General features: G+C 37.8%; 17 protein-coding genes. 10 read left to right on the forward strand and 7 right to left on the reverse strand.

Annotation, left to right across the window (positions count from 1 at the left end; all coding sequences use genetic code 11):
* Positions 1–73: 73 nt before the first annotated feature.
* Entirely contained in the window at positions 74–2,212 is a 2,139-nt protein-coding gene (locus tag NW213_RS03795; protein ID WP_258321888.1) for a cation:proton antiporter, read from the reverse strand.
* Between the two features lie 267 nt (positions 2,213–2,479).
* On the opposite strand from NW213_RS03795, the gene NW213_RS03800 reads away from it, so the two are divergent.
* Complete coding sequence (locus tag NW213_RS03800; protein ID WP_258321889.1) at positions 2,480–3,082, forward strand: RNA polymerase sigma factor; 603 nt, start codon at positions 2,480–2,482, stop codon at positions 3,080–3,082.
* A gap of 24 nt (positions 3,083–3,106) precedes the next feature.
* On the forward strand, positions 3,107–4,102 hold the full coding sequence (locus NW213_RS03805) for a FecR family protein (protein WP_258321890.1): 996 nt from the start codon (positions 3,107–3,109) through the stop codon (positions 4,100–4,102).
* A gap of 222 nt (positions 4,103–4,324) precedes the next feature.
* Here NW213_RS03805 and NW213_RS03810 read toward each other — a convergent pair whose 3' ends face one another.
* Entirely contained in the window at positions 4,325–4,516 is a 192-nt protein-coding gene (locus NW213_RS03810) for a DUF6722 family protein (protein WP_309148281.1), read from the reverse strand.
* A 274-nt stretch (positions 4,517–4,790) separates the two neighbouring features.
* Here NW213_RS03810 and NW213_RS03815 point away from each other — a divergent pair, with 274 nt between their 5' ends.
* From NW213_RS03815 to NW213_RS03850, 8 genes are all read left to right on the forward strand, one after another.
* Entirely contained in the window at positions 4,791–8,189 is a 3,399-nt protein-coding gene (locus NW213_RS03815) for a TonB-dependent receptor (RefSeq protein WP_258321892.1), read from the forward strand.
* 11 nt (positions 8,190–8,200) lie between these two features.
* Positions 8,201–9,601 (forward strand): RagB/SusD family nutrient uptake outer membrane protein, encoded by a 1,401-nt coding sequence (locus NW213_RS03820; protein WP_204393454.1) that lies wholly within the window; start codon positions 8,201–8,203, stop codon positions 9,599–9,601.
* Between the two features lie 20 nt (positions 9,602–9,621).
* A complete protein-coding gene (locus NW213_RS03825; protein WP_258321893.1) occupies positions 9,622–11,562 on the forward strand; it encodes a PQQ-binding-like beta-propeller repeat protein in 1,941 nt (646 codons plus the stop codon).
* Positions 11,563–11,636: 74 nt separating this feature from the next.
* On the forward strand, positions 11,637–12,521 hold the full coding sequence (locus NW213_RS03830; RefSeq protein WP_204393450.1) for a sugar phosphate isomerase/epimerase: 885 nt from the start codon (positions 11,637–11,639) through the stop codon (positions 12,519–12,521).
* Positions 12,522–12,530: 9 nt separating this feature from the next.
* Positions 12,531–13,595: an MBL fold metallo-hydrolase gene (locus NW213_RS03835; RefSeq protein ID WP_204393448.1), complete on the forward strand. Its 1,065-nt coding sequence runs from the start codon at positions 12,531–12,533 to the stop codon at positions 13,593–13,595.
* Entirely contained in the window at positions 13,592–14,491 is a 900-nt protein-coding gene (locus NW213_RS03840; RefSeq protein ID WP_258321894.1) for a glycerophosphodiester phosphodiesterase family protein, read from the forward strand. Before NW213_RS03835 ends, NW213_RS03840 begins: the two co-directional genes overlap by 4 nt.
* 8 nt (positions 14,492–14,499) lie before the next feature.
* Positions 14,500–15,849, forward strand: a complete 1,350-nt coding sequence (locus tag NW213_RS03845; protein ID WP_258321895.1) for an MFS transporter — start codon at positions 14,500–14,502, stop codon at positions 15,847–15,849.
* Between the two features lie 103 nt (positions 15,850–15,952).
* Positions 15,953–16,939 carry a hypothetical protein gene (locus NW213_RS03850; protein ID WP_258321896.1) on the forward strand — a complete coding sequence of 329 codons (987 nt, stop codon included), beginning with the start codon at positions 15,953–15,955 and terminating at the stop codon, positions 16,937–16,939.
* Between the two features lie 65 nt (positions 16,940–17,004).
* Here NW213_RS03850 and NW213_RS03855 read toward each other — a convergent pair whose 3' ends face one another.
* The 5 genes from NW213_RS03855 to menC form a co-directional block, all read right to left on the reverse strand.
* The gene (locus NW213_RS03855) at positions 17,005–18,087 is read right to left on the reverse strand and encodes an AMP-binding protein (RefSeq protein WP_258321897.1); all 1,083 of its coding nucleotides are present in this window, start codon (positions 18,085–18,087) and stop codon (positions 17,005–17,007) included.
* A gap of 205 nt (positions 18,088–18,292) precedes the next feature.
* Entirely contained in the window at positions 18,293–19,456 is a 1,164-nt protein-coding gene (locus NW213_RS03860) for an esterase-like activity of phytase family protein (RefSeq protein WP_258321898.1), read from the reverse strand.
* Positions 19,456–21,297, reverse strand: a complete 1,842-nt coding sequence (locus NW213_RS03865) for a lamin tail domain-containing protein (RefSeq protein ID WP_204393436.1) — start codon at positions 21,295–21,297, stop codon at positions 19,456–19,458. Before NW213_RS03865 ends, NW213_RS03860 begins: the two co-directional genes overlap by 1 nt.
* Positions 21,298–21,308: 11 nt before the next feature.
* Positions 21,309–22,664: an OprO/OprP family phosphate-selective porin gene (locus NW213_RS03870; RefSeq protein WP_258321899.1), complete on the reverse strand. Its 1,356-nt coding sequence runs from the start codon at positions 22,662–22,664 to the stop codon at positions 21,309–21,311.
* A 157-nt stretch (positions 22,665–22,821) separates the two neighbouring features.
* A complete protein-coding gene (gene menC, locus NW213_RS03875) occupies positions 22,822–23,883 on the reverse strand; it encodes an o-succinylbenzoate synthase (RefSeq protein ID WP_258321900.1) in 1,062 nt (353 codons plus the stop codon).
* Positions 23,884–23,999 lie beyond the last annotated feature (116 nt).

Here is a 23,999-nt window from a genome sequence, read left to right on the forward strand (position 1 = left end):
AATAAAGGCTGTTTCTTGTGTAATATACCATCACAAAAGAAACAGCCTTTATTTTATTTCTATGTCTTATCTATTATTTCCATTCTTTCTTTTTTCTAACGAAGAACATCCAGCGAAGTATCGATGCCGGAATGGTATGGCTGAATGAGTTTACCTCGTCCGCACGTTCCTCTATGTTTTCAATCAGAGGTTCAGCGTCCTTCTCGCTTATGATACCGTTGTTTATCATCTGCTTGACGGTGCGTTTCTCGTTGCTTAGCAACATACGTATGGACTTCAGCGTAAGGGCATGTCCGTAAGCTTTAGGAAACTCTTCAGCTAAAGTGCTTATAACTACATCCATACGTGAGATATTATTCTCTATTTCCGATTTCAGTGTTGGCAATACGGCTTTCTGCTCATCGTCTAGAAGGTTGGAAGTCTTCAGCTCGTCTATCAGCTTTAAATTCTCTTTCTGAAGAATGATGAAACCACGTCCCAAATCATAGACCACAGTGATGCGCTCGCGGAAATAGAAACTTATCCAGTCGTGTATTACTGGAGTTTTTCTCAGAGCATTGATCGTACTGCTGCGGTCGCAGAATTTGAAGATGGAGTTTCTGTAGTCCAGAGTATATTTTCCATCGTGGTCGTACAGTTCGTCCAGTGAGTTCATCAATCTGCGGAAAGCGGTTTCGGATATGATACCTTCTTCGTAGATGGCTTTACATGTGGCTTTCTCTCTGTCAAGGACTTTCAGACGTATTTCCGATATTACATCTTTGTCTTTTGCTTCCACTATTGGGGCTACCGGAGCTGATGCCATATAGTGTTCAACTTTTATCCAGTTTGCTCCAGTCAGATGGTCTCTTGCTTTCAGCCTTTCCAAATATTTCTCAGAGTTTTCTCTGATATGCTTGTGGATATTGTAATCCAGTTTTACTCTTGCCGAAGGAACACTGATCAGTCCAAGCCTGTTGAGCAGCCAGCGCATTGTAGTGGCGTTTATACAAAGAGTCAGTGTAACTATACCGGCAGTGAAAAACAAAATCTGGTTTCTGATATCTTCCGGTATCGCTTCGGTATATGATACCATCAACGCTAAAGTCATGGCAAGCGCGCCGCGTAATCCTCCCCATGTAAGTATTACCGATTCGCGTTTTGTCAGTCCGTAGCCCATTCTTTTCATTACAGGATATAGCATAGAAATCATGGCGTAGCGGAACAGGTTGAGGAAAATATATATCAATATGAGTACTCCGAACGCACTCCATGAGAAGGTTACTTTTTCTGATATTACAATACCCACTATTATGAAGATAAGTGTGTTTGCTATATATGTTGCAAGTTCCCAGAAATGTTCCATGAAGTTGTTTACCTGCGGTTTCAATCTTGGTTTACCTGTGTATGTAACGGTAAGACCGAATGCAACGAGTGCTATGACTCCGGAAACACCAAGGTAGAATTGTGAAATGATGAAAGTGACGTATGCCGAAAGGATGATCACACTGTTCTGTATCATCTCTTCGGAGTTTATTCTAGTAATGAACCATATCACTACACGTGCAAGGAAATATCCCAGTATGGTACTTATGCTTATCACCTTTATGAATTCCATAACCGGTGAACTGTCAGAACCGCCTGTTGCGGCATATACTCCGAAGAACAGCATGAAGCATACGATACCGGTACCATCATTGAGCAGTGATTCGGCATCTACAAGTGTGGAAAAGCGTTTGCTGGTTTTCAGTTCGTGAAGTAGAGCAACTACAGCAACAGGGTCTGTAGCACTGATCAATGCTCCGAACATCAGGGCAAATGCCCATGTCCAGTTTTCGTATCCAGGTATAACCAGACCTATTCCAATCATCAGCACTCCGGTGAGAATCATGCAGATAACAAGTCCCGGTGCAGCAAGCAGGGTAGCGTTCGCCAGTGTTTTTTTGAAGATATGCATATTCAGCTCGTATGCTGCATCGAATATAAGTATAGGAAGGAAAAGATACAGTATTAGGTCGGGATTTATATCTGCCACACTGTACAGTGCTTCCGAAATTTTAGGAAAATGGTTAAATATTCCCGCACGGTTCAGTATTCCAACTAGAAGTCCGATGGCAAACAATCCTACCGTGTAGGGAAAACGACTGTGTTTCAGTATAGATTTTAGTAACGCTCCTATTACAAGTCCTGCGATAGTGAGCAGCAAGGGTTGCAGAAATGCAAATTCTTCCATGGTAATGATTATTAATTATAACAAAAACGGTTTTTAACAAAGGTAGTAAATTAAGGCTACATATATATAATGTTGACATGAAAAAAAGTAATAAAATATATGTAAAATAAAGCCTTGATGTTACAGTAATGTAAAACCTTGTATTAAAAATAGTTTCTATGGTTGTTTGCATTTGTCTTTGAGTTCTATTTTTATGAAAAAATCATCTGATAGCTGTTCTTTAATTTTAATAATTGTATATTTGTTCCGCAAAAAGAACTGTTCATTATGAAAGTGTCCAAGTATTCAAGTTTTTCAGACGAGCAATTATTCAATCTTATAGAAAACGGAGATAAGATAGCTTTTACAGAAGCTTACAACAAGTATCACCGTTTGCTGTATTCTGTATCTTACCGTTATCTTATGGATAGGGAAAAGGCAGAGGAAGCCGTGCAATATGTTTTTGTTCGTCTTTGGGAATACCGTTCGGATTTAAATATCGGTATAAGTCTGAAGAATTATTTGTTTACAATGACAAAGAATTACGTGTTGAACATAATCCGTAATGAAAATTCTATGACGGAGAAACAATATGAACTGGCACAAAGGGCATCCGAGTTTGCAGACGATTTTGTAGAAAAATTTGAAAACAGGGAAAGGATGGACATTTTTTACAAGGCATTGGACAAACTGCCTGAACAGAAACGCGAGATTTGTCTGTTGAAAGTGCGCGAAGAATTGTCGAACAAGGAAATTGCCGAACGTATGAACCTGTCGGTCAATACTATAAAGACACATTATTCGGAAGCGTTGAAACTATTGCGGATACATCTCAAAAAAATGTTAATGATAATACTTTTCCTTATACTTTTAGGCGTGATGGGTGTCTAATAAGATAATAGACTAATATAGAATATGAACAGACCAGATGATAAACAAATAGAAAAAGTGCTGGCTGGATTAGCTACTCCGGAGGAAGCAAGAGAGGTGGCAAAGTGGTTTGCGACGGATGAAGGTTCGGAGTATCTGTCAAAGAACTTCGATGAAGATATCAATTCATTGCCGCTTGATAATGCCGATTTGCTGATAGACCACAGTGTTCCGTCGGATAAGATGTTTCAGACAATAAATACACGCATACGAAACAAGAATATCAGACGTTGGACATTGCGTGCAGCCGCAGTACTTCTGCCGTTGGTGCTAATATTGGGATTATACCTTCATCTTAACACCCGAGTGGATATATTTGGTGGAGGCGAGTATGCCGAAATATATGTTCCTAAAGGCGAGCGTATGCAGATGATGTTTCAGGATGGTACGAAGGTTTATATAAACTCCGACTCGTACATGCGCTATCCTCGTAAGTTCGGTATTTCCGAACGTACGGTAGAGTTGAAGGGAGAGGCATACTTTGTAGTGGCGAAAAACAAGAACCGTCCGTTTGTGGTAAACCTTAACGGTCCGTCCATACGTGTACTCGGAACGTCGTTCAATGTTGAGGCATATCCGGAAAATGACGATATAAAGGTAAATCTTGATGAAGGAAGGATAAATCTTAAACTGCTTTCTGATGAGGAAGTACCTGTATCTCCAGGTGAGTGCGTGATATATAACAAGGCAACGCGTTCATATCGTGTGAACCGAAATGCAGACACAGGCACATCATCGGTATGGAAAAGCAATGTCATATCATTCAATGACTCTCCTTTCAACGAAGTGCTTACCCGCCTTGGTCGCTGGTATAATGTAGATTTCGTGGTGGAAAATGATATTCCGTCGGATTTGCATATAACACTCGTTTCCAGACATACACTAATTGAGAAAGTACTGGAGGATCTGGAAAAAATATCTCCTCTGTCTTTCAAGTATGATGAACAGTCGGCAAAGGTATATGTATCTTTGAAGAAATGAATTATTAAAAAAAATAAAAGTTGTCTTGACATCAGAAATCCATCTATTTGTCAAGGCAACTTTTATTTTTTCATATCATTATAATACGGTAGGAATGGAAATACAACCAGTCCTTTTTTCATTTGGCTTTTTGAGCCTTTTTCTTGTCTTGGTGGTTGAAGTAAATTACACCTACGATTGCTACAATTGTAACAAAAGCTGAAACTACGATTGCTCCCATAATTAACTTTCTTTTTTTTCTGTGTTATTAATTAACCAAAGTCCGGCTCCCAATGTCGATGCTGAAGCAACAACAACACATGCCACAATCAGCGGATTATTCATATTTCCAAAGGTTGAAGACAGTAAAAGTGCTGTAACCATATATTTGGCTATATCCATTAGCCATTTGCCAAATTCTTTTTCATAAGCCAATAAAAATCAAATGAAAACCGTCTGTGATTTCGAACAGTACAAATATAGCGTTTTGGGTTGTATTATGCATGTAAACAGCGAAAAAATGGTGTTTTATTAAGTCGTTTCTTATATTAACAGATTTTTTTGTATATGTAATTGCTTGATTTTTAGACTTGTCATATTTTTAAAAGTACTTAGATGAAAAGAACTTCATATTTCTCTCACCCATTTTCTGTTTTCGTGTGTCAACTGATAAAACAAATTACTATTTTTATTAATTAAATTCTAATGTATGAGAATTAGATTTCTATTAGCATTATTATGCTTTAGTCTGGCATCAGGCTATTCGGCTTATGCCCAGAAGGTGACAATCAATCTACAGAATGTCAAGTTAGAGAAAGTGTTCGATGCCATCACTAAGCAGACAGGCTTAAGTGTGGCTTACAGTCGCCCTACGGTTAATCCGGACCAAAATGTCAGTATCAGTGCTACCAACGAGGAATTGGGTGATGTCTTGAAACGTCTGTTTGCAGGCACAAACGTCGCTTTCGAAATCGGTGAAGAAAAGATTTATCTTAAAGACGGCAAGACATCGTCAAATGGTAGTCAGCAAGTGAAGAAAAAAAACGTATCAGGTGTAATAGTAGATACTAACGGTGAGCCTGTAATTGGAGCCAGCGTATTGGTGAAAGGAACGACAAACGGAACTATAACAGATATGGACGGTAAGTTCACAATAAACGATGTTCCGGAGAATTCTACCCTTGATATATCTTATATAGGTTATAAGACAATGACCTTGAAAGCCACAGACAAGAATCTGTCAAGACTTGTTCTGCATGAAGATACTGAAGTATTGGATGAGGTGGTTGTAGTAGGATATGGTGTTCAGAGGAAGCGTGATGTGTCAACGGCAGTTTCTTCCGTAAAAGCAGAAGCATTGGCAAATAATCCGGCTTCAGATTTTCGTCAGGCCCTTGTTGGTAAGATGCCTGGTGTACAGGTGACTACACCAAGTGGTGATCCGGAAGGTAGTGTAAGTATTAGGGTTCGAGGTATCAGTACTGTTAATGCAGGTAGTGACCCATTATATATAGTAGATGGTGTTCCTATGGAAAGAGGATTTGCCAATATGAATACTAATGATATTGAGTCAATAGAAGTATTGAAAGATGCTTCGGCAGCTGCAATATATGGTAGCCGTGGCTCAAATGGTGTTGTTTTGATTACAACCAAAAAAGGAACATCAGAGAAACTTACAGTACAGTATGATGGATATTATGGTATTCAGAATGTTTCAAAGAAACTCCCAATGATGAATGCTTACCAATTTGCTGAATTTGCAAGGGACGGACATAATAATGCATATTTGGCTGAAGTACCGGGTGCTTCTCCTGACGACCCTAATAGTGTGAGACCACAATCATATCATCAAATCCCGGCTGAACTCTTCCCTTATCTTGAAGGACAACCTGGGCTTACAGATACTGATTGGCAGGATGCTATTTTCCGTACTGCAAATACAACAGGGCATAATATCTCATTGTCCGGTAAAGCAAATAGTGTGAACTATTTTGTTTCCGGTAATTATATGAATAAAGAGGGTATCATTATTAATTCGGACTTCAAAAAGTATAGTATGCGTATGAATATAGATGGCAAATACAAACGATTGAAGTTTGGGGTAAATTTTGCTCCTTCTTATTCTACATCTAATAGTGTTGATGCTTCTGGAGCAGGAGGTATAGTGCAATCTGCGTTAATGATGCCACCTGTTTGGCCTGTATATAATGAAGATGGTTCTTACAATTATCAAGGAAATGGCTATTGGCGTATAGGAACAGATTATCAGCATAATGAAGTATTGAATCCGGTAGCAATGGCAAATTTACAATCTAACGTAACTGATAGAATGTCTATTATAGGAAAAGTTTATGCAGAATTGGAACTTTATAAAGGTTTGACGTATAAAATTTCATTTGGTGGAGACTATTATGGTGCTCATAATGATAAGTATCGTCAATCTGCATTGCCTCTTAAAGGTAAGAATTATTATGATATGCCTTCAAATCCGGAAGGATATAGTTCCTCAAGTTTCTATTTTAACTGGCTTATTGAAAATCAGTTGACATATAATACAACTATTAATGAAAAACATAATTTGACTGCTATTTTGGTTCAGTCTGCTCAAAAGGAAACATTTAAAAGCAATAATGTTACAGCAACAGATTATCCTAATGATTATATTCAGACAATATCAGGAGGTACTGTAACAAAAGGATATTCTGAAAAATCACAATGGTCTATTGCTTCTTATCTTGCACGTGTACAGTATAGTTTTTCTGGAAAATACATGTTGTCTGGTGCTATTCGTACAGATGGATCATCTCGTTTTGGTAAAAATAATAGATGGGGATATTTCCCTTCCGCATCTGCTGCTTGGCGTATAACAGAAGAAAACTTCTTTAAAGAACAGACTGCATTGTCTTTTATTAATGATTTGAAACTGCGTTTAAGTTATGGAGTAACAGGTAATTTCCAAATAGGCAATTATGAACATTTGGCTACAATGTCTTTGGATAATTATATATTAGGAACAGGGCAAGGATTGTTGTCTTATGGATATAAACCGGATAATATAGAACGTGAAGATTTAAGTTGGGAGAAAAATAAAATGGTTAATGCTGGTGTTGACGTACAGATGTTTAATGGATTATTGGGATTTACTGTTGATTATTATAATACGAATACATCTGATATGTTGCTGAGTGTTCCTGTTCCATTAATAACAGGTTATAGTACATCATTGATGAATATAGGAAAAGTTAATAATCGCGGATGGGAAATTGGATTGAGTTCACAAAAACATATTTCTGATGATTTTGGCTATTCTTTTAATGCAAATTGGTCAAAAAATATTAATGAAGTAAAGGCATTGGGACCAAGTAATGCTCCTATTATTTCTTCTGGAAGTGTTGAACATGCTTATTACATTACTGAAGTAGGAAAACCTATTGGCAATTATTATTTGTTGGTTCAGGATGGTATTTTTGAGACAGAAGAAGATTTGAAGAAATATCCTCATTTTGAGAATACAAAAGTAGGTGATTTTCGTTTCGTGGATGTTGATGGCGATGGTGTTTTGGATTTGGATAAGGATCGTACCGTTTGTGGTAACTATATGCCGAAATTTACATATGGGTTTGGTGGTAAGTTGTGGTATAAAGGATTTGATTTGGATATTAATTTCCAGGGTGTATTTGGTAACAAGATACTTAATCTTAATCGCAGATATATAGATAATATGGAAGGGAATGTCAATGGTACAACTATAGCATTGGACCGTTGGCAGAGAGAAGATCAGCCTGGAAATGGACAAGTAAATAAGGCAAATAGGAAGCAGACAGGATATAACGGAAGAACTTCTACATGGCATCTGGAAAATGGCTCATATTTGCGTTTGCAGAATGTATCATTGGGATATACATTCCCTAAAAAATGGACTAATCGTTTTTATGTGGAGAAACTGAGATTGTATGTTTCAGGACAGAATTTAGCTACATTTACAAAATATAGTGGATATAATCCGGAAGTTAATGCCCGCCCTGACAATGCATTAACACCTGGTGAGGATTATGGAACTTATCCTCTTGCAAGGACATTCATGTTTGGTATCAATGTAACATTATAAAATGATTTATTATGAAAAGATATAATTACATATTAATATTGGCAGCTTCGCTTTCATTGATTTCATGCTCTGACAGTTTCTTTGACTTGGAGCCTTCAACCAGTGTTGTAACAGATAAAGTTTATCAAACGGCAAGTGATTTTAATGTTGCTGTTATAGGATGTTATTCAAAGTTACAGACTCAAGTTAATTTTTATATGGAATGCTGCGAGTACAGGAGTGATAACTTGAACCTTAGTGCTCCTACATCAGGTACGCAGGACAGATATGATATAGATCATTTTACTGAGAAGCCTTCAAATGGTATTTTGAATGATTATTGGGCTAATTTCAATAACAATGTTTATCGTTGTAATATGATATTGGATCGTATTGATGCTGCTGATTTTGATGAAAACCAGAAAAAGCAATATAAAGGCGAAGCGATGTTTATACGTGCGTTGAATTATTTCAATATGTATCGTATTTGGGGTGGAGTACCTGTGACTAAGAAAGTTGTGACAGTGGATGAAGCCATGAAAATATCACGTGCCACTGATGAACAGATGTTAGAATTTATTGGAGGTGATTTGAAAACTATCGTTGAAGAAAACATGTTGCCGGAATCTTATTCAGGTGAAGATTTGGGACGTGCAACTTCAGGGGCAGCTATGGCTCTACTTGGTAAAGTATATCTGACTTTCCATAAATGGGATTTGGCAAGAGATGTGTTGTCACAGTTGATAGGCAAGTATGAACTTTTAAAGCCTGTTTCAAAAGTTTTTGATGTTGAAAACAAGATGAATAAGGAAATTATATTTGCAGTACGTTTTAATAAGAATGTTGAAAATGAAGGACACGGTTATTGGTATAGTATAACAAACCTTACGGATGATTCAAATCAGTCTGCATCTTTGGTAAATTCTTATGAAGCAAATGATGATAGAAAAGATTTGATTACATATGTCAATGCTGCAGCAAATGTTTGCCTGATGAATAAGTTTTTTGATGTAAAAAGTGATACTTACAATGTGGTAGGTAATGACCAGATATTGTTGAGATATGCCGATGTATTATTGATGTATGCTGAGGCGTTGAATGAAATTGGTTATGATGCTTCCGAAGGTTCTGTAGCATTGAAACAATTAAATGATGTAAGAGAACGTGCAGGTTTGGGAAAACTTTCCAATGTTGATCTTCCTGATCAGTCTTCATTTAGAAGGGCTATACTTGATGAACGTCAGCGCGAGTTTCCTTACGAAGGACATAGGTGGTATGATTTGGTTCGTATGGGATTGGCTAAGGAAGTTATGAGAAATGAGGGCTTTGATATTCAGGATTATCAGCTTTTGTTCCCTATCCCACAGAATGAGATAGAGAAAATAGGAAATACTGAAATCTTATGGCAAAACCCAGGTTATGGTAATAATTAATTTATAGGAGACAGATTATTATGAAAAAGATATTATATGGCATTTGCATGATGGTTACATTATTGACATTGTCATGCAAAGATGAATTACCACAAGCAAGCTGGAATTTATGTGAAATCACAAATTTGTCTGTGACACCGATGGATGAAGCGGTGGCATTGAGCTGGGATGTTCCGTCGGATGTAGTTTCTGATGGGTACTATATATCATGGACTCCTTCTGTAAATGGAGTGTCAGGAGGAAATGTCATTACTGAAAATAATACAGTCACAGTAGAGAATTTGACTAATAAAGTTTCTTATACATTTGCCGTACAAGCAATTTACGGTGATAAACGTTCTGGAAGAGTGTCAATTAAGGCTACTCCTGTTACTTCAAGAGTCGAACCGGCTAATTATCAGGTTATAGGAGGTGACCAAAAGGTTAAATTGGTATGGAATAAACCTTCAGAAGATGTAAAAGGATATAAGATAACAGTTGAACCAGAAAATAAAGTTATTGAAATAGACGATGCAAATATAGAATCATATATTGTTTCGGAACTTAATAATGGAACAGAATATACTATCTCTATACAAGCAGTGTATGATAAGGGAGATTCTGAAGCTGTTGTTGCAAAAGTGACACCGGGAGATATTGAACCTATAAACGGATTTAAAGCATATCTTCTTGCAGGGGAAGCAATATCATTATCGTATAATGATATGTATTTCATGGGCGAAATCAAGTCTGTGAATTGGACTTTTGGAGATAATACGCAGGGACAGGGAAATTCTGTTGAAAAATCTTATACTAATGGTGGTGAATATACTATTAAAATCCAGGTTGTTTACTCTGATGATCAAGTAGAAGAGGCTGAAAAGACAATTTATGTAATATCAAAGAGTTGGGAACAAAATACTGGTTGTTATATAAAGACTTCCAATCCTGTATTCTCTATGGATGGAAATACATTCTATTTGCCTACTTCTAATCAGAAAGGAAATCTTAATGCATATAATAAGATTGATGGTTCTAAAAAATGGGATTTTGACATTACAAGCATCACTTATGGAGGTGGTTCAGCTGTAGGACCTGATGATGTTATATATCAAGGTGCACGTGACGGAAGACTTTATGCTGTAAAAGCTGATGGCAGTCAGAAATGGTTGTATGACACAGGTGCTACAAATAAGAATCTGGATTGTTTCCCGGCAGTGAAAGGTGATGGAAGCATTGTTTATATTCTTGATGGTGACAATGTATTTCATGCCATTAATACATCAGACGGAAGTAAAATTTGGAGTCAGAATTTGGAAGGAACGGCTAATAAAGCTGGTGCTGTAGCAATAGACAAAGATGGTAGGATTTATGTAGGAACAAGAAGCTATATATATGCGTTTAATCACGAAGGAGAACAATTATGGAGGGCTTCTGCTGCAGTAACGGAGATTGGTTCATTTGCCATTGATGGCTCTACATTATATGCTGCTCAAATATCTGGAGCAGGGCTTGTTGCAATAAATACAGCGGACGGAAGTATTAAATGGACTGTTCCTGCTAATGGCGATGCATACGCACCTGTTGTTGGTAAAGAAGGTAATGTATATTTTGTTGATAAAGGTGGTAAATCTCTTTATGCTGTTAATTCACAAGGTGTACTTGAATGGAAATTCAATGCTGGAGCAGCTTTGACGTACTGTTTTCCGGTATTGGATGAAAAAGGTATTATATATTTCGGCGCATCTAATGGTATTATACATGCCGTTGATACATCTACTGGTGAAGAGGTTTGGAATATGACAACAGACGCTTCAGGTGACAATAAGAAAATAATGGCAGGTATGACAGTCGGTCCGGACAAGAATCTGTATGTAGGTTATATTGGAGGTAATGTAGTTGCTATACCGGTATTTGCAGGTCCTGAAACTTCAACATGGAGCTGTAGAGGTGGTAATATTCACGGAACTAACCAATATTAATAAAATTATGCTGTTTAAACGGTGTTTAAATGGTTTTTAAATACTGTTTAAACAGCATTAAAAAATTGTGTAAAATGAAAGTGCACTTAATTTTAATATCTTTTTTTGTTCTATCTTCTAATCTTTTTTCGCAAGATTTTGAGTACAAGGTTGGAACGACATCTGCATTGTGGAAGAACCCAAAAGTTGAAGATTTTAAGAATGCGAAAATTCATGGAATAGATTTTATAGAAGTAGCGTTTAATCAATTTTACAGAGGAGTTCCTGCTGATGAAGTAATTCAACGTATTCAGAATATGAAATTGAAAGTTGATAGTGCTGGTATAAATGTCTGGTCAATACATCTTCCTTTTTCAAGGACACTTGATATTTCCGTATTAAACGATTCTTTGCGTAAGGAAAATGTTAAGTTTATGGCAAAAATGATAAAGCAGGCTGCTGTTTTCAATCCGCAAAGATTAGTCCTTCATCCAAGTTCAGAGCCTATATCAGATGAAGAAAGAGGTGAACGATTGAAGAATACCAAGGAATCTATTAAACAGCTTAAAGAATGTGCGGATAGCCTTAAACTTCAGCTTTGTATAGAGAATTTACCTCGTACTTGTCTTGGAAATACACCTGAGGAGTTATTGTTTATAATTAAAGATATACCGGGTTTGAAAGTTTGTTTTGATACAAATCATTACTTTGGTGGAACGACTCAACATTTTATAGATGTGTTAGGTGATTATATAGGTACAATTCACGCTTCTGATTTTGATTTTAATAATGAATGTCATTGGTTGCCGACACAAGGGGATATTGATTGGAAAGAATTGGTATTGTCATTGCAAAAAGTCGGTTATAACGGTGTGTTCATGTATGAGGCGACAAAAGATAGATTAGCAAATAATAAACGTTTGACTCCGGAACAGATAAAAACTAGTTTTCATAATATTCGTAGTCAGGTTTTAAAATGAAATAGGAAAATGAGAAGATTATCGTTTTGTTATTCTTTACTATTCGTAGTGTTACTTCTTTCTTCTTGTAGTAAAGAAACAAAAGAGGAAATTGAAAAACCTTCAGAAGAATTGACTGTTCAACAAAAAGAAGGAAAGGAGTTGGCAGAATCATTGTGGGCTACTTCGCCTTTACAAGAACAGCCTCTTGACGAAAATAGAATATTGGCTTTTGAAAGAATACAGGAATATGCCGATAAGTGTACGTCAGATTATTTTGAGAGTTATCTTAAAAGTATCAATCTTACTTCTGAAAATAAGGAGAAATATGATGTATTGCTTTATTATTACAGGTATGCATTTGACAGGATTCTAAATGATATTAAGGAAGAACAAGTAGAGGATGGAACAGCGCATATATGGATGTTGTATAATATGGGATATGTGGTAAAAACGCCTTCATGTTGTTTTGCAATTGATATTATGCACAGATGGGCAGAGAAGTTGGCCCCTTATTTGGATTTTCTTTGTCTTACGCATAATCACCAGGACCATTATGATACTAAGCTGATAGAAGCTATGTTGGCAGAAGGGAAACCTGTGATATCTAACTTTATAGAAGAAAGTAAAGAATATTATTCAAAGAAATCTTCTAACTATACCATAGGTAAAGTTTCTATACGTACTTCTATAACTGATCATAATAATTCCGGATTATCGAATTTCGTAACAGTATTTTCAATTGATTGTGGAAATGACAGTGGTAACCTTACTATTATGCATACAGGGGATTCAAACTATAAACCTTCACAATTTACTAATATTCTCAATAGGGTTAATATATTGATTCCAAGATACGCACCAGACGCATTGACTGAAAATCGTATAATTGGTGATGGAAGTGGACAAGTTGTTCCTGATTATGTTTTGTTGTCTCATATTCTGGAACTAACACATGCAGATGTGGAAAACTCAAGATGGAGTCTGCCGATGGCGTTGGAAAGGGCATCACAAATTAATTGTGAGCAGACATACGTCCCAATGTGGGGAGAGAAATTAATATGGAAGAATAATAAATTAAATTCGGCAATATGAAAAGAATTGTATATTTCATACTCTTATTTATGGCATCTGTAGGATGCTATGCACAACAAACTGTAAATAATATTTTACAGGATTTCGAAAAACCGGCATCTGAGTCTGTTTTGGTGGTTTCTCATCGTGCCGACTGGCGTAATGCGCCCGAAAACTCGTTGCAAGCAATTCAGAATTGCATAGACATGGGTGTGGATATGGTGGAAATTGATTTGAATAAGACTAAAGATGGTCAATTGATAGTTATGCATGACAGAACTTTAAATAGGACAACTAATGGTAAAGGGATGGCAAGTGATTATACTTTAGATCAAATTAAGAAACTTGTTTTGAAAAACGGAGCAGGATGTAAGACCCGCCACAAAGTCCCAACCTTCGAAGAAGTAATGCTATTATGTAAAGGTAAAGTAATGGTAAATGTTGACAAAGGATATGATTACTTTAAGGAAGCATACGCCATACTCGAAAAGACCGGTACTGTGAACCAGTGTGTGATGAAATCAGACCATCCTTATGAAAAGGTTGTGGAGGAAAATGGTGAGGTATTGGAGAAAATGGTGTTTATGCCTGTCGTTAATCTGAACAAGAAAGGTGCGGAAAAGATTATTGACGACTATCTCAAAAACCTTAAACCAGTGGCGTTCGAACTGGTATTCAAAGATGATTCGCCTGAAGTCCTTAGGTTGATAAAGAAAGTAAAAGACTGCGGAGCAAAAATCTTTATTAATACTCTTTGGCCGGAACTGTGTGGAGGACATGATGACGACAGGGCTGTGGAACTTAAAGAACCGGAAGAAAGCTGGGGATGGGTTATAAATCAGGGAGCAAAGTTGATTCAGACTGACAGACCTGCGTTATTGCTGGATTATCTTAGGGTCAATAGGTTACATAAATAGATTTAGTCATGTTTAGGTCTATACTGAATTTTTACAGGGTCTCGAAAGCGAGACCTTGTAGCTTTGCTTCGCCCGACGAGCAAAGAAAGAAGATGACTTATTATAAATGGTCAACGTTTCTATCTGCCACTTTAGGGTATGGGATGTATTATGTTTGCAGGCTGAGTCTTAATGTAGTTAAGAAACCTATTGTGGAAGAAGGTGTATTTTCTGAAACGGAACTTGGAATAATTGGGTCTGTGCTTTTCTTTACGTATGCTATTGGTAAATTCACAAATGGTTTCCTGGCTGACAGAAGTAATATAAACAGATTTATGTCAACGGGACTTCTTGTTACAGCATTAGTCAATCTTTGCCTGGGATTTGTTAATTCGTTTATATTGTTTGCCGTATTATGGGGTATAAGCGGATGGTTCCAGTCTATGGGGGCAGCTTCATGTGTAGTGGGATTGTCGCGTTGGTTTGACGATAAGGAACGAGGCTCGTTTTACGGGTTCTGGTCTGCCAGTCATAATATCGGTGAGGCTCTCACATTCATAATCGTTGCCTCTGTGGTCTCTGCCTGGGGATGGAGATATGGCTTTTGGGGAGCGGGAATGGTCGGTATTGTTGGGGCTTTAATAGTCTGGCAATTTTTCCACGATAATCCTCAAAGTAAGGGACTGCCGTCTGTGAATAAGCCAAAAGAGAAGAAGGTGATGACAGAAACCGAGACAGCCGATTATAACAAGGCACAGAAACAGGTGTTGCTCATGCCTGCAATATGGGTGCTGGCATTGTCGAGTGCTTTTATGTATATCAGCCGTTATGCGGTAAACAGTTGGGGAGTGTTCTATCTGGAAGCGCAGAAAGGGTATAGTACATTGGATGCCAGTTTTATTATTTCCATAAATTCTGTATGTGGAATAGTTGGTACGGTGTTGTCGGGATTTGTTTCAGACAAGTTGTTTGGCGGCAAGAGAAATGCTCCTGCACTGATATTTGGTTTGCTTAATGTGTTGGCCTTGTGTTTGTTTTTGCTAGTCCCAGGTACGCATCTATGGATTGATACCTTGGCTATGGTTTTGTTTGGGCTTAGTATTGGTGTCCTGCTTTGTTTCCTAGGTGGATTGATGGCTGTTGATATTGCGCCGAGAAATGCTTCTGGCGCAGCTTTGGGTGTTGTAGGCATTGCTAGCTATGTAGGTGCCGGTGTGCAGGACGTGATGAGTGGTGTGTTGATAGAAGGTCATAAGTCGATGGTTAATGGTGTTGAGGTTTATGACTTTACTGCAATCAACTGGTTCTGGATAGGTGCGGCTGTACTGTCTGTACTTTGTGCCTTAATGGTTTGGAATGCAAAGGCACCAAAGGAATAATTTATTTGAAGAAGTTAGAGAAGTTATAGTTTGAAGTTAAAGTATAATCCTTCTCTAACTTTTTCAACTTTATTACCTTCTCAACTTCTTTAACTTCATATAAATGAAAAACATATATTTGATTATAATTCTTGTCGTTTCGTCTATAGGTTATATATATGCCAATGATGGTAAAGGTGAAGCGGTTATTACGATATTTTCAGATTTTCATTCCGGATTTGGCTCTTCAAATAAAGACAGAGGTTTCGGGCTGGAAAGGGCATATATAGGATACGGATATAAACTGCCGCAAGATCTGGAGATAAAGGCTGTGATGGATTTCGGAATATCGGACGATGTAAACGATAGTCATAGGATAGGTTTCATTAAGAATGCTTTCCTAAGATGGAAGAGTGGAGAGCTTACTCTCAGCGGTGGAATGATATCTACTACACAGTTCAAATTTCAGGAATCGTTTTGGGAAAAGAGGTATGTGATGAAATCTTTTCAGGATGAATATGGATTTGGTAGCAGTGCTGATCTAGCCGTTTCGGCGGAATATAAGGTTAATGATTTTCTTGCGTTTGACGGAATAGTAGCGAACGGTGAAGGGTATAAGCAAGTGCAGGTGAATGACGGATTGCTTTATGGCGTAGGTTTTACAGTAGGGTATTTAAATGGATTTGTATTTAGGGCGTATGCTTCGTGTAATGAAGCTGCCGATGGGGTTAAGACCGATGATGGAATATTGTATAGGGGAGAAATGAACCTGGCATGTTTTGCAGGTTTCAGGAATAGAATTATTTCTTTAGGTGCTGAATATAATATGATGATGAATTCAGGCTTTGTTAATGATGCAGACAGATGTGGAAGTTCTGTTTATGCGACTGTAAATATTAATAATAACTTAGGTTTGTATGGCAGATGGGATTATCTTTCATCAAAAGAGTCGTGGAATAAAACATCGGATGGAATGGCTGGTATTGTCGGTCTGGAAATAAAATTAGGAAAGTATGTCAGACTCTCTCCTAATTTCAGGATATGGAAACCTTCTGATAATTCGATTAAAAATCAGACATACTTTTATCTGAATGCTTCATTTGCATTGTAGTGTTTGGTGGTATAAAATTGTTTTTGTCTTATGGGTAAGACAAAAAATGCCCATTATTGTCTTGTCTATAAGACAAAATTTATTAATGTTCCCGCCGCAATAGCCTTCGCCTTAGCCCTGTCAGGCTTTCCTGTTCCTGTAAGCGGAAGTTCCGGGATAAGGATGATATGTTTCGGACGCCAGTAATGTGGGAGGTTGTTTATCGCATCATCAGTATTCATTTCGCGTGATACTAACATTACTATCTTTTCGCCAAATTTGGCATCCGGTACGGAGGTTATCATATATGAACCTTCCGGCAGGTAGTGACTAAGTTTTTCTTCCACCTGCTCTATCTGTACTTTCACTCCTCCGGTGTTGATGGTATTATCCTTGCGTCCGAGTATTCGGAACTGTCCTTTGCCGTTGAATTCTACTATATCGTTGGTTATTAAAGTGTCAGGATTTACTGATGGAGCAGAGATTATAAGTGTTCCTTCATCAGATAGGCTAAGAGATACGTTATCGAAAGGTGTGTACCATTCTGATGCATCGCTGCCATTTAGGCGTCGCAGTGAGATGTGCGATAGTGTTTCAGTCATTCCGTATGTGCTCCATACTGCGTTGGGGAAAGACTTCAGTTCTTCAGCCATGTTCTTGTCTATTGCTCCTCCTCCGATTATGAGGTGACGGATTTGCATCAGTTTTTCTCTATCTTCCGGATGCTGCAATGAATTGAATACCTGCATCGGTATCATAGCTGCAAAGTCCGGTATTTCTGTTATGTACTGTAGCGGTCGTCCGCATGGGGCAACTACCATAAGGTTAAGGCCTGCTATTATGCTGCGTACTACTACCATTTTCCCCGCTATGTAGGGCAGGGGCATACACAATAATGCGCTGTCGCCGGTCTTTAGTCTCAAGAATGATACTGTAAGGTGTGCACTGTTCATCATCCTTTCCTTCTCTACCCATAGTTCTTTAGGAGTACCTGTAGAGCCGGATGTGTGGACTTTCAATAACGGACTCTCGTTGTACCATTCGGCAAGGAATCCACTAAGTGAAGCCATGAAACTATCTTCACCGTATTTTGATGCGAACCGCTCTTTAAGTAATGATGCTTCTTCAGCTGTATAAGTCTTTCCGTTTATGGTGATGTTCTGATGCATTATTGAGTAAATTTTCTGGAACAAATATCGTATGCATAATTATATGCAATATTCGCAAAAATTTAGAATATATGCAAGTTAGTATGATAATACAATTATTCAAATTACTTAGAAGGAATATGGGTAATGAAAAATCTGCTGTCAAAAGCCACGTGGGTATGAGAATTCTTTATGTGACATTCAACAGCAGAAAAATACAATAGGTTCATCTAATATTAAAAAACCATAATTCGTTAAAATCCTTGCATCCAGAAGGAGTATTTTTTTCAATAACAGTGTTATTGGGTTTTTCAGGGGATGTTATGCCAAAGTCATCATCATTTGCTATGCATAAAATGGAATCACCAATCATTGCAAGACCTTCTATTTTGTCATGAACATATTCCGGTGCAGCTTTTACAATATCCAATATAAGAGTTTTCTCAAGTATCTGAAAAGATTGTGTTAGGCAGACCTTATAAACCTTTTTGTTCGCATGAAAGTTTTTATCCGGAAATTTCCCATCTCTTTCCAGAACAAGCAAGACGCTATCGCTGATCCAGCATAAAGCATTTGCACCATCACTCTCCGAGTCAAGAGGATATGTATATTCGGACCATATCTTGTTAGATGTATCATATTTAAACAATGGTACAGTATGTTCTTTCGAGTCGGTAAGAGGTGACTGCATAATGCCATACAGGAATGTACCATCAGGATTTGAACATAAACCTTCAAGTCCCCTATTAGGCCTTCTTTTCTGATAATGTATAGGCATTGTACCATCAAAAGGAGATAATGATTCTATGCACCTGCCAGTTTTGTCAAAATGCATCAGAAAAGGGCCATATTCTTCACTCACCCAAAATGAGCTGTCTGGCAAAACAGCCAAACCTTCAGGGTCTATGCCATGTTTGGTATATGAGTGGATTTTTTTTCCTTCAATATCATAGGCTATCTCACCCGTAGAGCCAGGATTGTTCTTTATAGGTAAGCCGGTGAATGGAATATTATTGGTATCTTTTAAAAGAATTTCGCGTTTTAATACAAACTGTTCTTTTTCTTTTGCAAAAATGCCGATACGAGGGCAAAACTCAGGTTGCGGGAATATTTTTCCGTCACCGGATTGATTTTCTACATTGGGACCTCTGTCTGTCAATAGCCAGAATGTACTATCTTTCTTCAAATACACCAGATCAGAACCGTAGCCACCAATCTGAAATGAAATCTTTGAGTCACTGAAACTGACTGTCTTTGAAGGAATTGGATAATGATAAGTTGTTGAAACTGTAGAGTCTGAATTTTTATCTGAAGAACAGGATGCATGTAACAGAATTAATGCGGTTCCATACAGAACCGCATTAATATTTATTTTTTTACATCTATACATTATTGCTTGATACTTTTGCCATTATTACTGGCGTTTTTAGAAACTTCTGTAAATACAACAATTTCGGAGCTACCGTCAGTTTTTCTTCCAGTACTGTATATTTCATTATCTTCAAAATCCCCTGTTACCATTTCATCAATCAATTTCTTGTCTTTATTGTAGAATAGAACTTTGTCTCCACCTTTTCCCAGGCCGAAGGTAGGACCATCAGTTGCATTCTTGTCAACATTTAGAGTCAGAAATGATTTTGCTTTGATTATAGTTCCATTAGGAAATGTATAACGGTCTTCTTCATCCATCTTATCATCAAGAATACTGTATCCACCCAAATCTACGTCTTTATCTGTAGAATTAAAGAATTCAATGAAGTCTTTAGTGTCATCCCAAGAAGAAATTTGTGTATCCTGATTGTTTGTGAAAACCTCATTGATGAAAACCCCTGTAGTATTGATTACTTCCTGTTTCTCCTGCGCACCGTTGTTGGATGTTCCTTTGGTAAGTTCAGCAAAAATCACCCATTCTGTACTACCGTCAGTTTTTCTTCCATAGGTCTCATTTTCAGACATATTTGGAGTAGAAATTTGGTCAATTATATTCATGTTGGCATCAGCAAGGACTATAATTTCGTCATTCTTGCTTAACCCCCATGATGGATAGTTTACTGCATCTCCGTGAAGTCCTTCCTTATCGCATTCAATAACTATAAAACCTTTAGCAGGAATAATTTTTCCGGAGGGGACGGTCCACGCCTCTTCTTGTCCGCCACCTTCCCATAGTTTCAAACCTGACATATCTATATCTTCTGATGAATTGTTATATATTTCAATATAGTCCAAATCATTGATATCTGACTGATCACTGAAAGTATATACCTCATTAATCATTAGAACACCTTTTAAATCTGAATTTGACTCTCCGTTATTGTCTTCACCTTTCGTTGGAGTATCACAGATATGCCATGATGCGGCACCATTGGATACTCTTGCATAAGATGTTCCTTTTTCCATAGCAGGTGTCTCAACTTCGTCAATTTTTTTACCTTCGCTATCCAGGAAAGTGACCTTGTCACCTTTAGAACTCAAACCGAAACCAAAACTACCGTTAGGGTTACCTTCCTGGGCCTGACTGAAGCAGATTAAACTGTTTGCTGCTATAACAGTTCCTTCAGGAATAATATACTGTTCTGTTGCTCCTTTATCATCCTGTAAAATAAAGCCACTGATATCAACATCCTCCGTACCCGGATTGAATATTTCGATAAAGTCAAATTCTCCATCCAATGGTGCGCTCATGACTTCATTAATAAGAAGGTTTACATCACTTTCATCTGTAGAATTGTCTGTATTATCGTCTGGCTCTGATGTGTTGGATTTTCCTTTTGTTCCTGCTTCGGCAACAGCCCAATCTTTTCCACCATCAGCGGTGCGGGCAAAAGTCTGTCCGTCTTCAAGGACTGGAATAACAATCTGATCAATTGTTTTATACGTACTATCCAAGAGTTTTATTTCATCCCCGTCACCTGAAATACCAAAAGCAAAATCTGTTTCTTTTTCTAATACAAGGAAAGATTTAGATGCTATGACTGCATTTTCAGGAAATGTATATTCTTCATCTGCCCCTTTGTTATCCTGGAGTTTATATCCATCTAATTTAATGTCTTTGTCAGATGAATTGTATAATTCTACCCAGTCTGTTCCGCTAGAACATACTTCATTAATAAATAATCCTGTAATGTCAGAATTTCCTAAATTCAGATCTTCTTCTGAATCGTCTTTACAGCTTGTTACAATCAATGCAGTACCGAAAAGTACGACTGCACATTTGAATAAGTTTTTTTTCATAAAATATTTTTTTAGAATGATAGCATTAATCTCATTTGTAGAATATTGAAATCTAATCCGTTTGGCATAGCTTTGCTTAATGGCTGATTATCTTTTGTTATATGACCTTTATCATCGGCATACTTGTCGTTATCCATAAATGTATAGTTCAACCCCAGCAATATATTCGGAACAGGATACCAGTTCAGGTTCAGAGCATAGGCATAAGCTGCTCCACCTGTTATTGGATTGGATATTTCATGGAAATCATTTAGGTTTACATGGCTTACTCGTCCTGCAATTTCCAGACATCCACCCTTACGTTTCTGGTACATAGGTGCAAATTCGGCATCTTCAGGAACATATCGTTTCTGTTCGCCAAGAATCATGTAAGATGCAGCTGCATACCAGCCAATAAACTCTGCGTTTTTAAGCTGCAATTTGTTATTGTTCTCTTCTTTGAATCTTGACAGTGAGGTAAACATATATTCACCATAAGCCAGAAGTTTTTTATATTTAACGGCAGCTTCAATGCCATAAGTAGTATAGTGATTAACATTTGCTATTTCCGCACGAACAAATCTGCGACGATCTGTGCGACTCTCCGGGAAGGTCCTGAACTCTACTATACGGTTTTCAGTTCCGTTAGCATCAGGAGTTCTGTATGATGCATATCCGCCGAAATGCAAAGTAAAATCGTCATTGTTAATTGGGGCGGAAGCTACACGGCCTGTAAAGCCATAACCGTCGCTGCCTCTATTCTTTTCTTTTTGTAGAATGTCAATTTGCTGACCGAAAACGCCTCCGGACAGCCACCAATGATTTCCCCATGCTGTTAAAGCTGTACCCATGCGTCTACCACCTGCAAACATTTCTACTGGCATTGGGCGTTCATTAAAAGTCAGATATCTGGAACTTGTTAATCGTTCCATACTCATAGGTTCCTTAAAATGACCCGCCTTGATTGAAATATGATCATTGAACTTATATCCAAGATACATGTCTTTAAGTTCAACTTCATTATAGGCGAAGTCAACATCCAGTTCTGCAAACCATTTTTCGTATAAAGTGGCTTTAATTGCAAATCGGGCCCTTCTTATACTTACACCATTGTTGAATCTGAAAACACCGTCATCTTCTTCAATATCTTTATTGGGTTTGGAAGATAAACCATCTACAGATTCTGTTGGCAGATAAAAGGATAAATCGGTATAGATTCTGTTATCTAGTTTTAATTTGAAGGCTTTGTCTTTGGATTGGAAAGTTAGTTTTCCTTCATCGAAAAAGATGTTACTCTTATCATTTAAGTCTTGTGCCAATATATTTCCAAACAGGATGGAAAATATTCCACATGTTGTAAGTGTCTTGGTAAATAGTTTCTGTATCATTTATAATTGCATTTAATTTTTGCGTAAAAGTATTGGCCTGTTATTACAATAATATTTCACAAAAATTAAATCAATATTTCCTTTTTTTATTTCCCTATTCTCTCAGAAAATAAGACTTACCAAAACTATATGAGGTATTTTGAAAAGTAGTAAATAACTAATATTTACAAAATAAATTTTGCATTGTTGTTGGTTTTTGTTTCTCCGCATCAAACCACAACCTTTCTCCCTTAATACACAGCGGAGACTCAATATTATCTGTAAACAGCAGCCCTGTACCAAGTCCCTGTGGCAATGTATGTTCCTGAGTGGCTGTCCATTGTGCTATGGCATTAAGTCCGATGTTTGATTCCAGTGCAGAGGTTATCCAGTAGCCGATGTTTCTTTCCTTTGCCAGTCTTATCCATTCTTCCGAACCGGCAATTCCACCATGTAGAGATGGTTTCAGAATGATATATTGTGGACGGATGGTTTCCAGGAGTCTGATTTTCTCGCTTTCAGTGTTTACACCTATCAACTCTTCGTCAAGAGCTATAGGTAGTGGGGTAGTGGTGCATAGTTTAGCCATTTCTTCCCATTGCCCCTGACGTATAGGCTGTTCAATGGAATGAAGGTCAAACTTGCTCAATACTTCAAGTCTCGACATTGCGTCAGACGGTTTGAATGCTCCGTTGGCATCTACGCGGAGTTCTATCTCATCTTTGTCGAAATGGCTACGGATGAATTCAATCAGCTGTAATTCCTTGTCGAAATCTATGGCGCCGATTTTCAGTTTTATGCAGCGGAATCCGGCACTCATCTTTTCTCGGATACGGGCATACATCTCATCGAAACTGCCCATCCATATAAGGCCGTTGATGGTAATTCCCTCTTCTCCACGCGAGAATGGTGTGTCCCAGAAAGCAAGGCTACCGGCATGTAGATGATAAAAGGCTGTTTCCAGACCGAACAGCATTGAAGGGTATGGACGCAGGCTCTTATAATCAATGGAACCGGTTTTCTCTACTTGCAGGCAATGGCAATGCAGCACATCTTCGTATTCAGGAATATCGTCACAACTCAGGTTGGGAAGTGGGGCGCACTCGCCTAATCCCGATTTACCGGTTTCTGTATCCGTAAGTCGGACATACCATACTTTGCGGGTGGTATATACTCCGCGTGATGTACCTGCAGGCTGTTTGAAGTGAAGTTCGTAAGGAATTATTTCTGATTTAATCATAGATTTCTATATAAAAGGGCTGTATGAGTTGGAGAAACAAATGTATGTCTTGTTCTCCACACGTTCGTGTCGAGTTCTCCGCACGCTCGTGTTGAGTACTCCACACGTCCGTGTGG

This window comes from Bacteroides sp. ET336 (assembly GCF_024733815.1).
GTDB classification, from domain to species: domain Bacteria; phylum Bacteroidota; class Bacteroidia; order Bacteroidales; family Bacteroidaceae; genus Phocaeicola; species Phocaeicola cellulolyticus.

Excerpts from the sequence above, each read along its gene's own strand:
- NW213_RS03795 (WP_258321888.1), bottom strand. The coding sequence starts at position 2,212 with ATGGAAGAATTTGCATTTCTGCAACCCTTGCTGCTCACTATCGCAGGA.
- NW213_RS03860 (WP_258321898.1), bottom strand. The coding sequence starts at position 19,456 with ATGTATAGATGTAAAAAAATAAATATTAATGCGGTTCTGTATGGAACC.
- NW213_RS03840 (WP_258321894.1), top strand. The coding sequence starts at position 13,592 with ATGAAAAGAATTGTATATTTCATACTCTTATTTATGGCATCTGTAGGA.
- NW213_RS03820 (WP_204393454.1), top strand. The coding sequence starts at position 8,201 with ATGAAAAGATATAATTACATATTAATATTGGCAGCTTCGCTTTCATTG.
- NW213_RS03830 (WP_204393450.1), top strand. The coding sequence starts at position 11,637 with ATGAAAGTGCACTTAATTTTAATATCTTTTTTTGTTCTATCTTCTAAT.
- NW213_RS03805 (WP_258321890.1), top strand. The coding sequence starts at position 3,107 with ATGAACAGACCAGATGATAAACAAATAGAAAAAGTGCTGGCTGGATTA.
- menC (WP_258321900.1), bottom strand. The coding sequence starts at position 23,883 with ATGATTAAATCAGAAATAATTCCTTACGAACTTCACTTCAAACAGCCT.
- NW213_RS03855 (WP_258321897.1), bottom strand. The coding sequence starts at position 18,087 with ATGCATCAGAACATCACCATAAACGGAAAGACTTATACAGCTGAAGAA.
- NW213_RS03800 (WP_258321889.1), top strand. The coding sequence starts at position 2,480 with ATGAAAGTGTCCAAGTATTCAAGTTTTTCAGACGAGCAATTATTCAAT.
- NW213_RS03815 (WP_258321892.1), top strand. The coding sequence starts at position 4,791 with ATGAGAATTAGATTTCTATTAGCATTATTATGCTTTAGTCTGGCATCA.
- NW213_RS03845 (WP_258321895.1), top strand. The coding sequence starts at position 14,500 with ATGTTTAGGTCTATACTGAATTTTTACAGGGTCTCGAAAGCGAGACCT.
- NW213_RS03825 (WP_258321893.1), top strand. The coding sequence starts at position 9,622 with ATGAAAAAGATATTATATGGCATTTGCATGATGGTTACATTATTGACA.
- NW213_RS03870 (WP_258321899.1), bottom strand. The coding sequence starts at position 22,664 with ATGATACAGAAACTATTTACCAAGACACTTACAACATGTGGAATATTT.
- NW213_RS03865 (WP_204393436.1), bottom strand. The coding sequence starts at position 21,297 with ATGAAAAAAAACTTATTCAAATGTGCAGTCGTACTTTTCGGTACTGCA.
- NW213_RS03850 (WP_258321896.1), top strand. The coding sequence starts at position 15,953 with ATGAAAAACATATATTTGATTATAATTCTTGTCGTTTCGTCTATAGGT.
- NW213_RS03835 (WP_204393448.1), top strand. The coding sequence starts at position 12,531 with ATGAGAAGATTATCGTTTTGTTATTCTTTACTATTCGTAGTGTTACTT.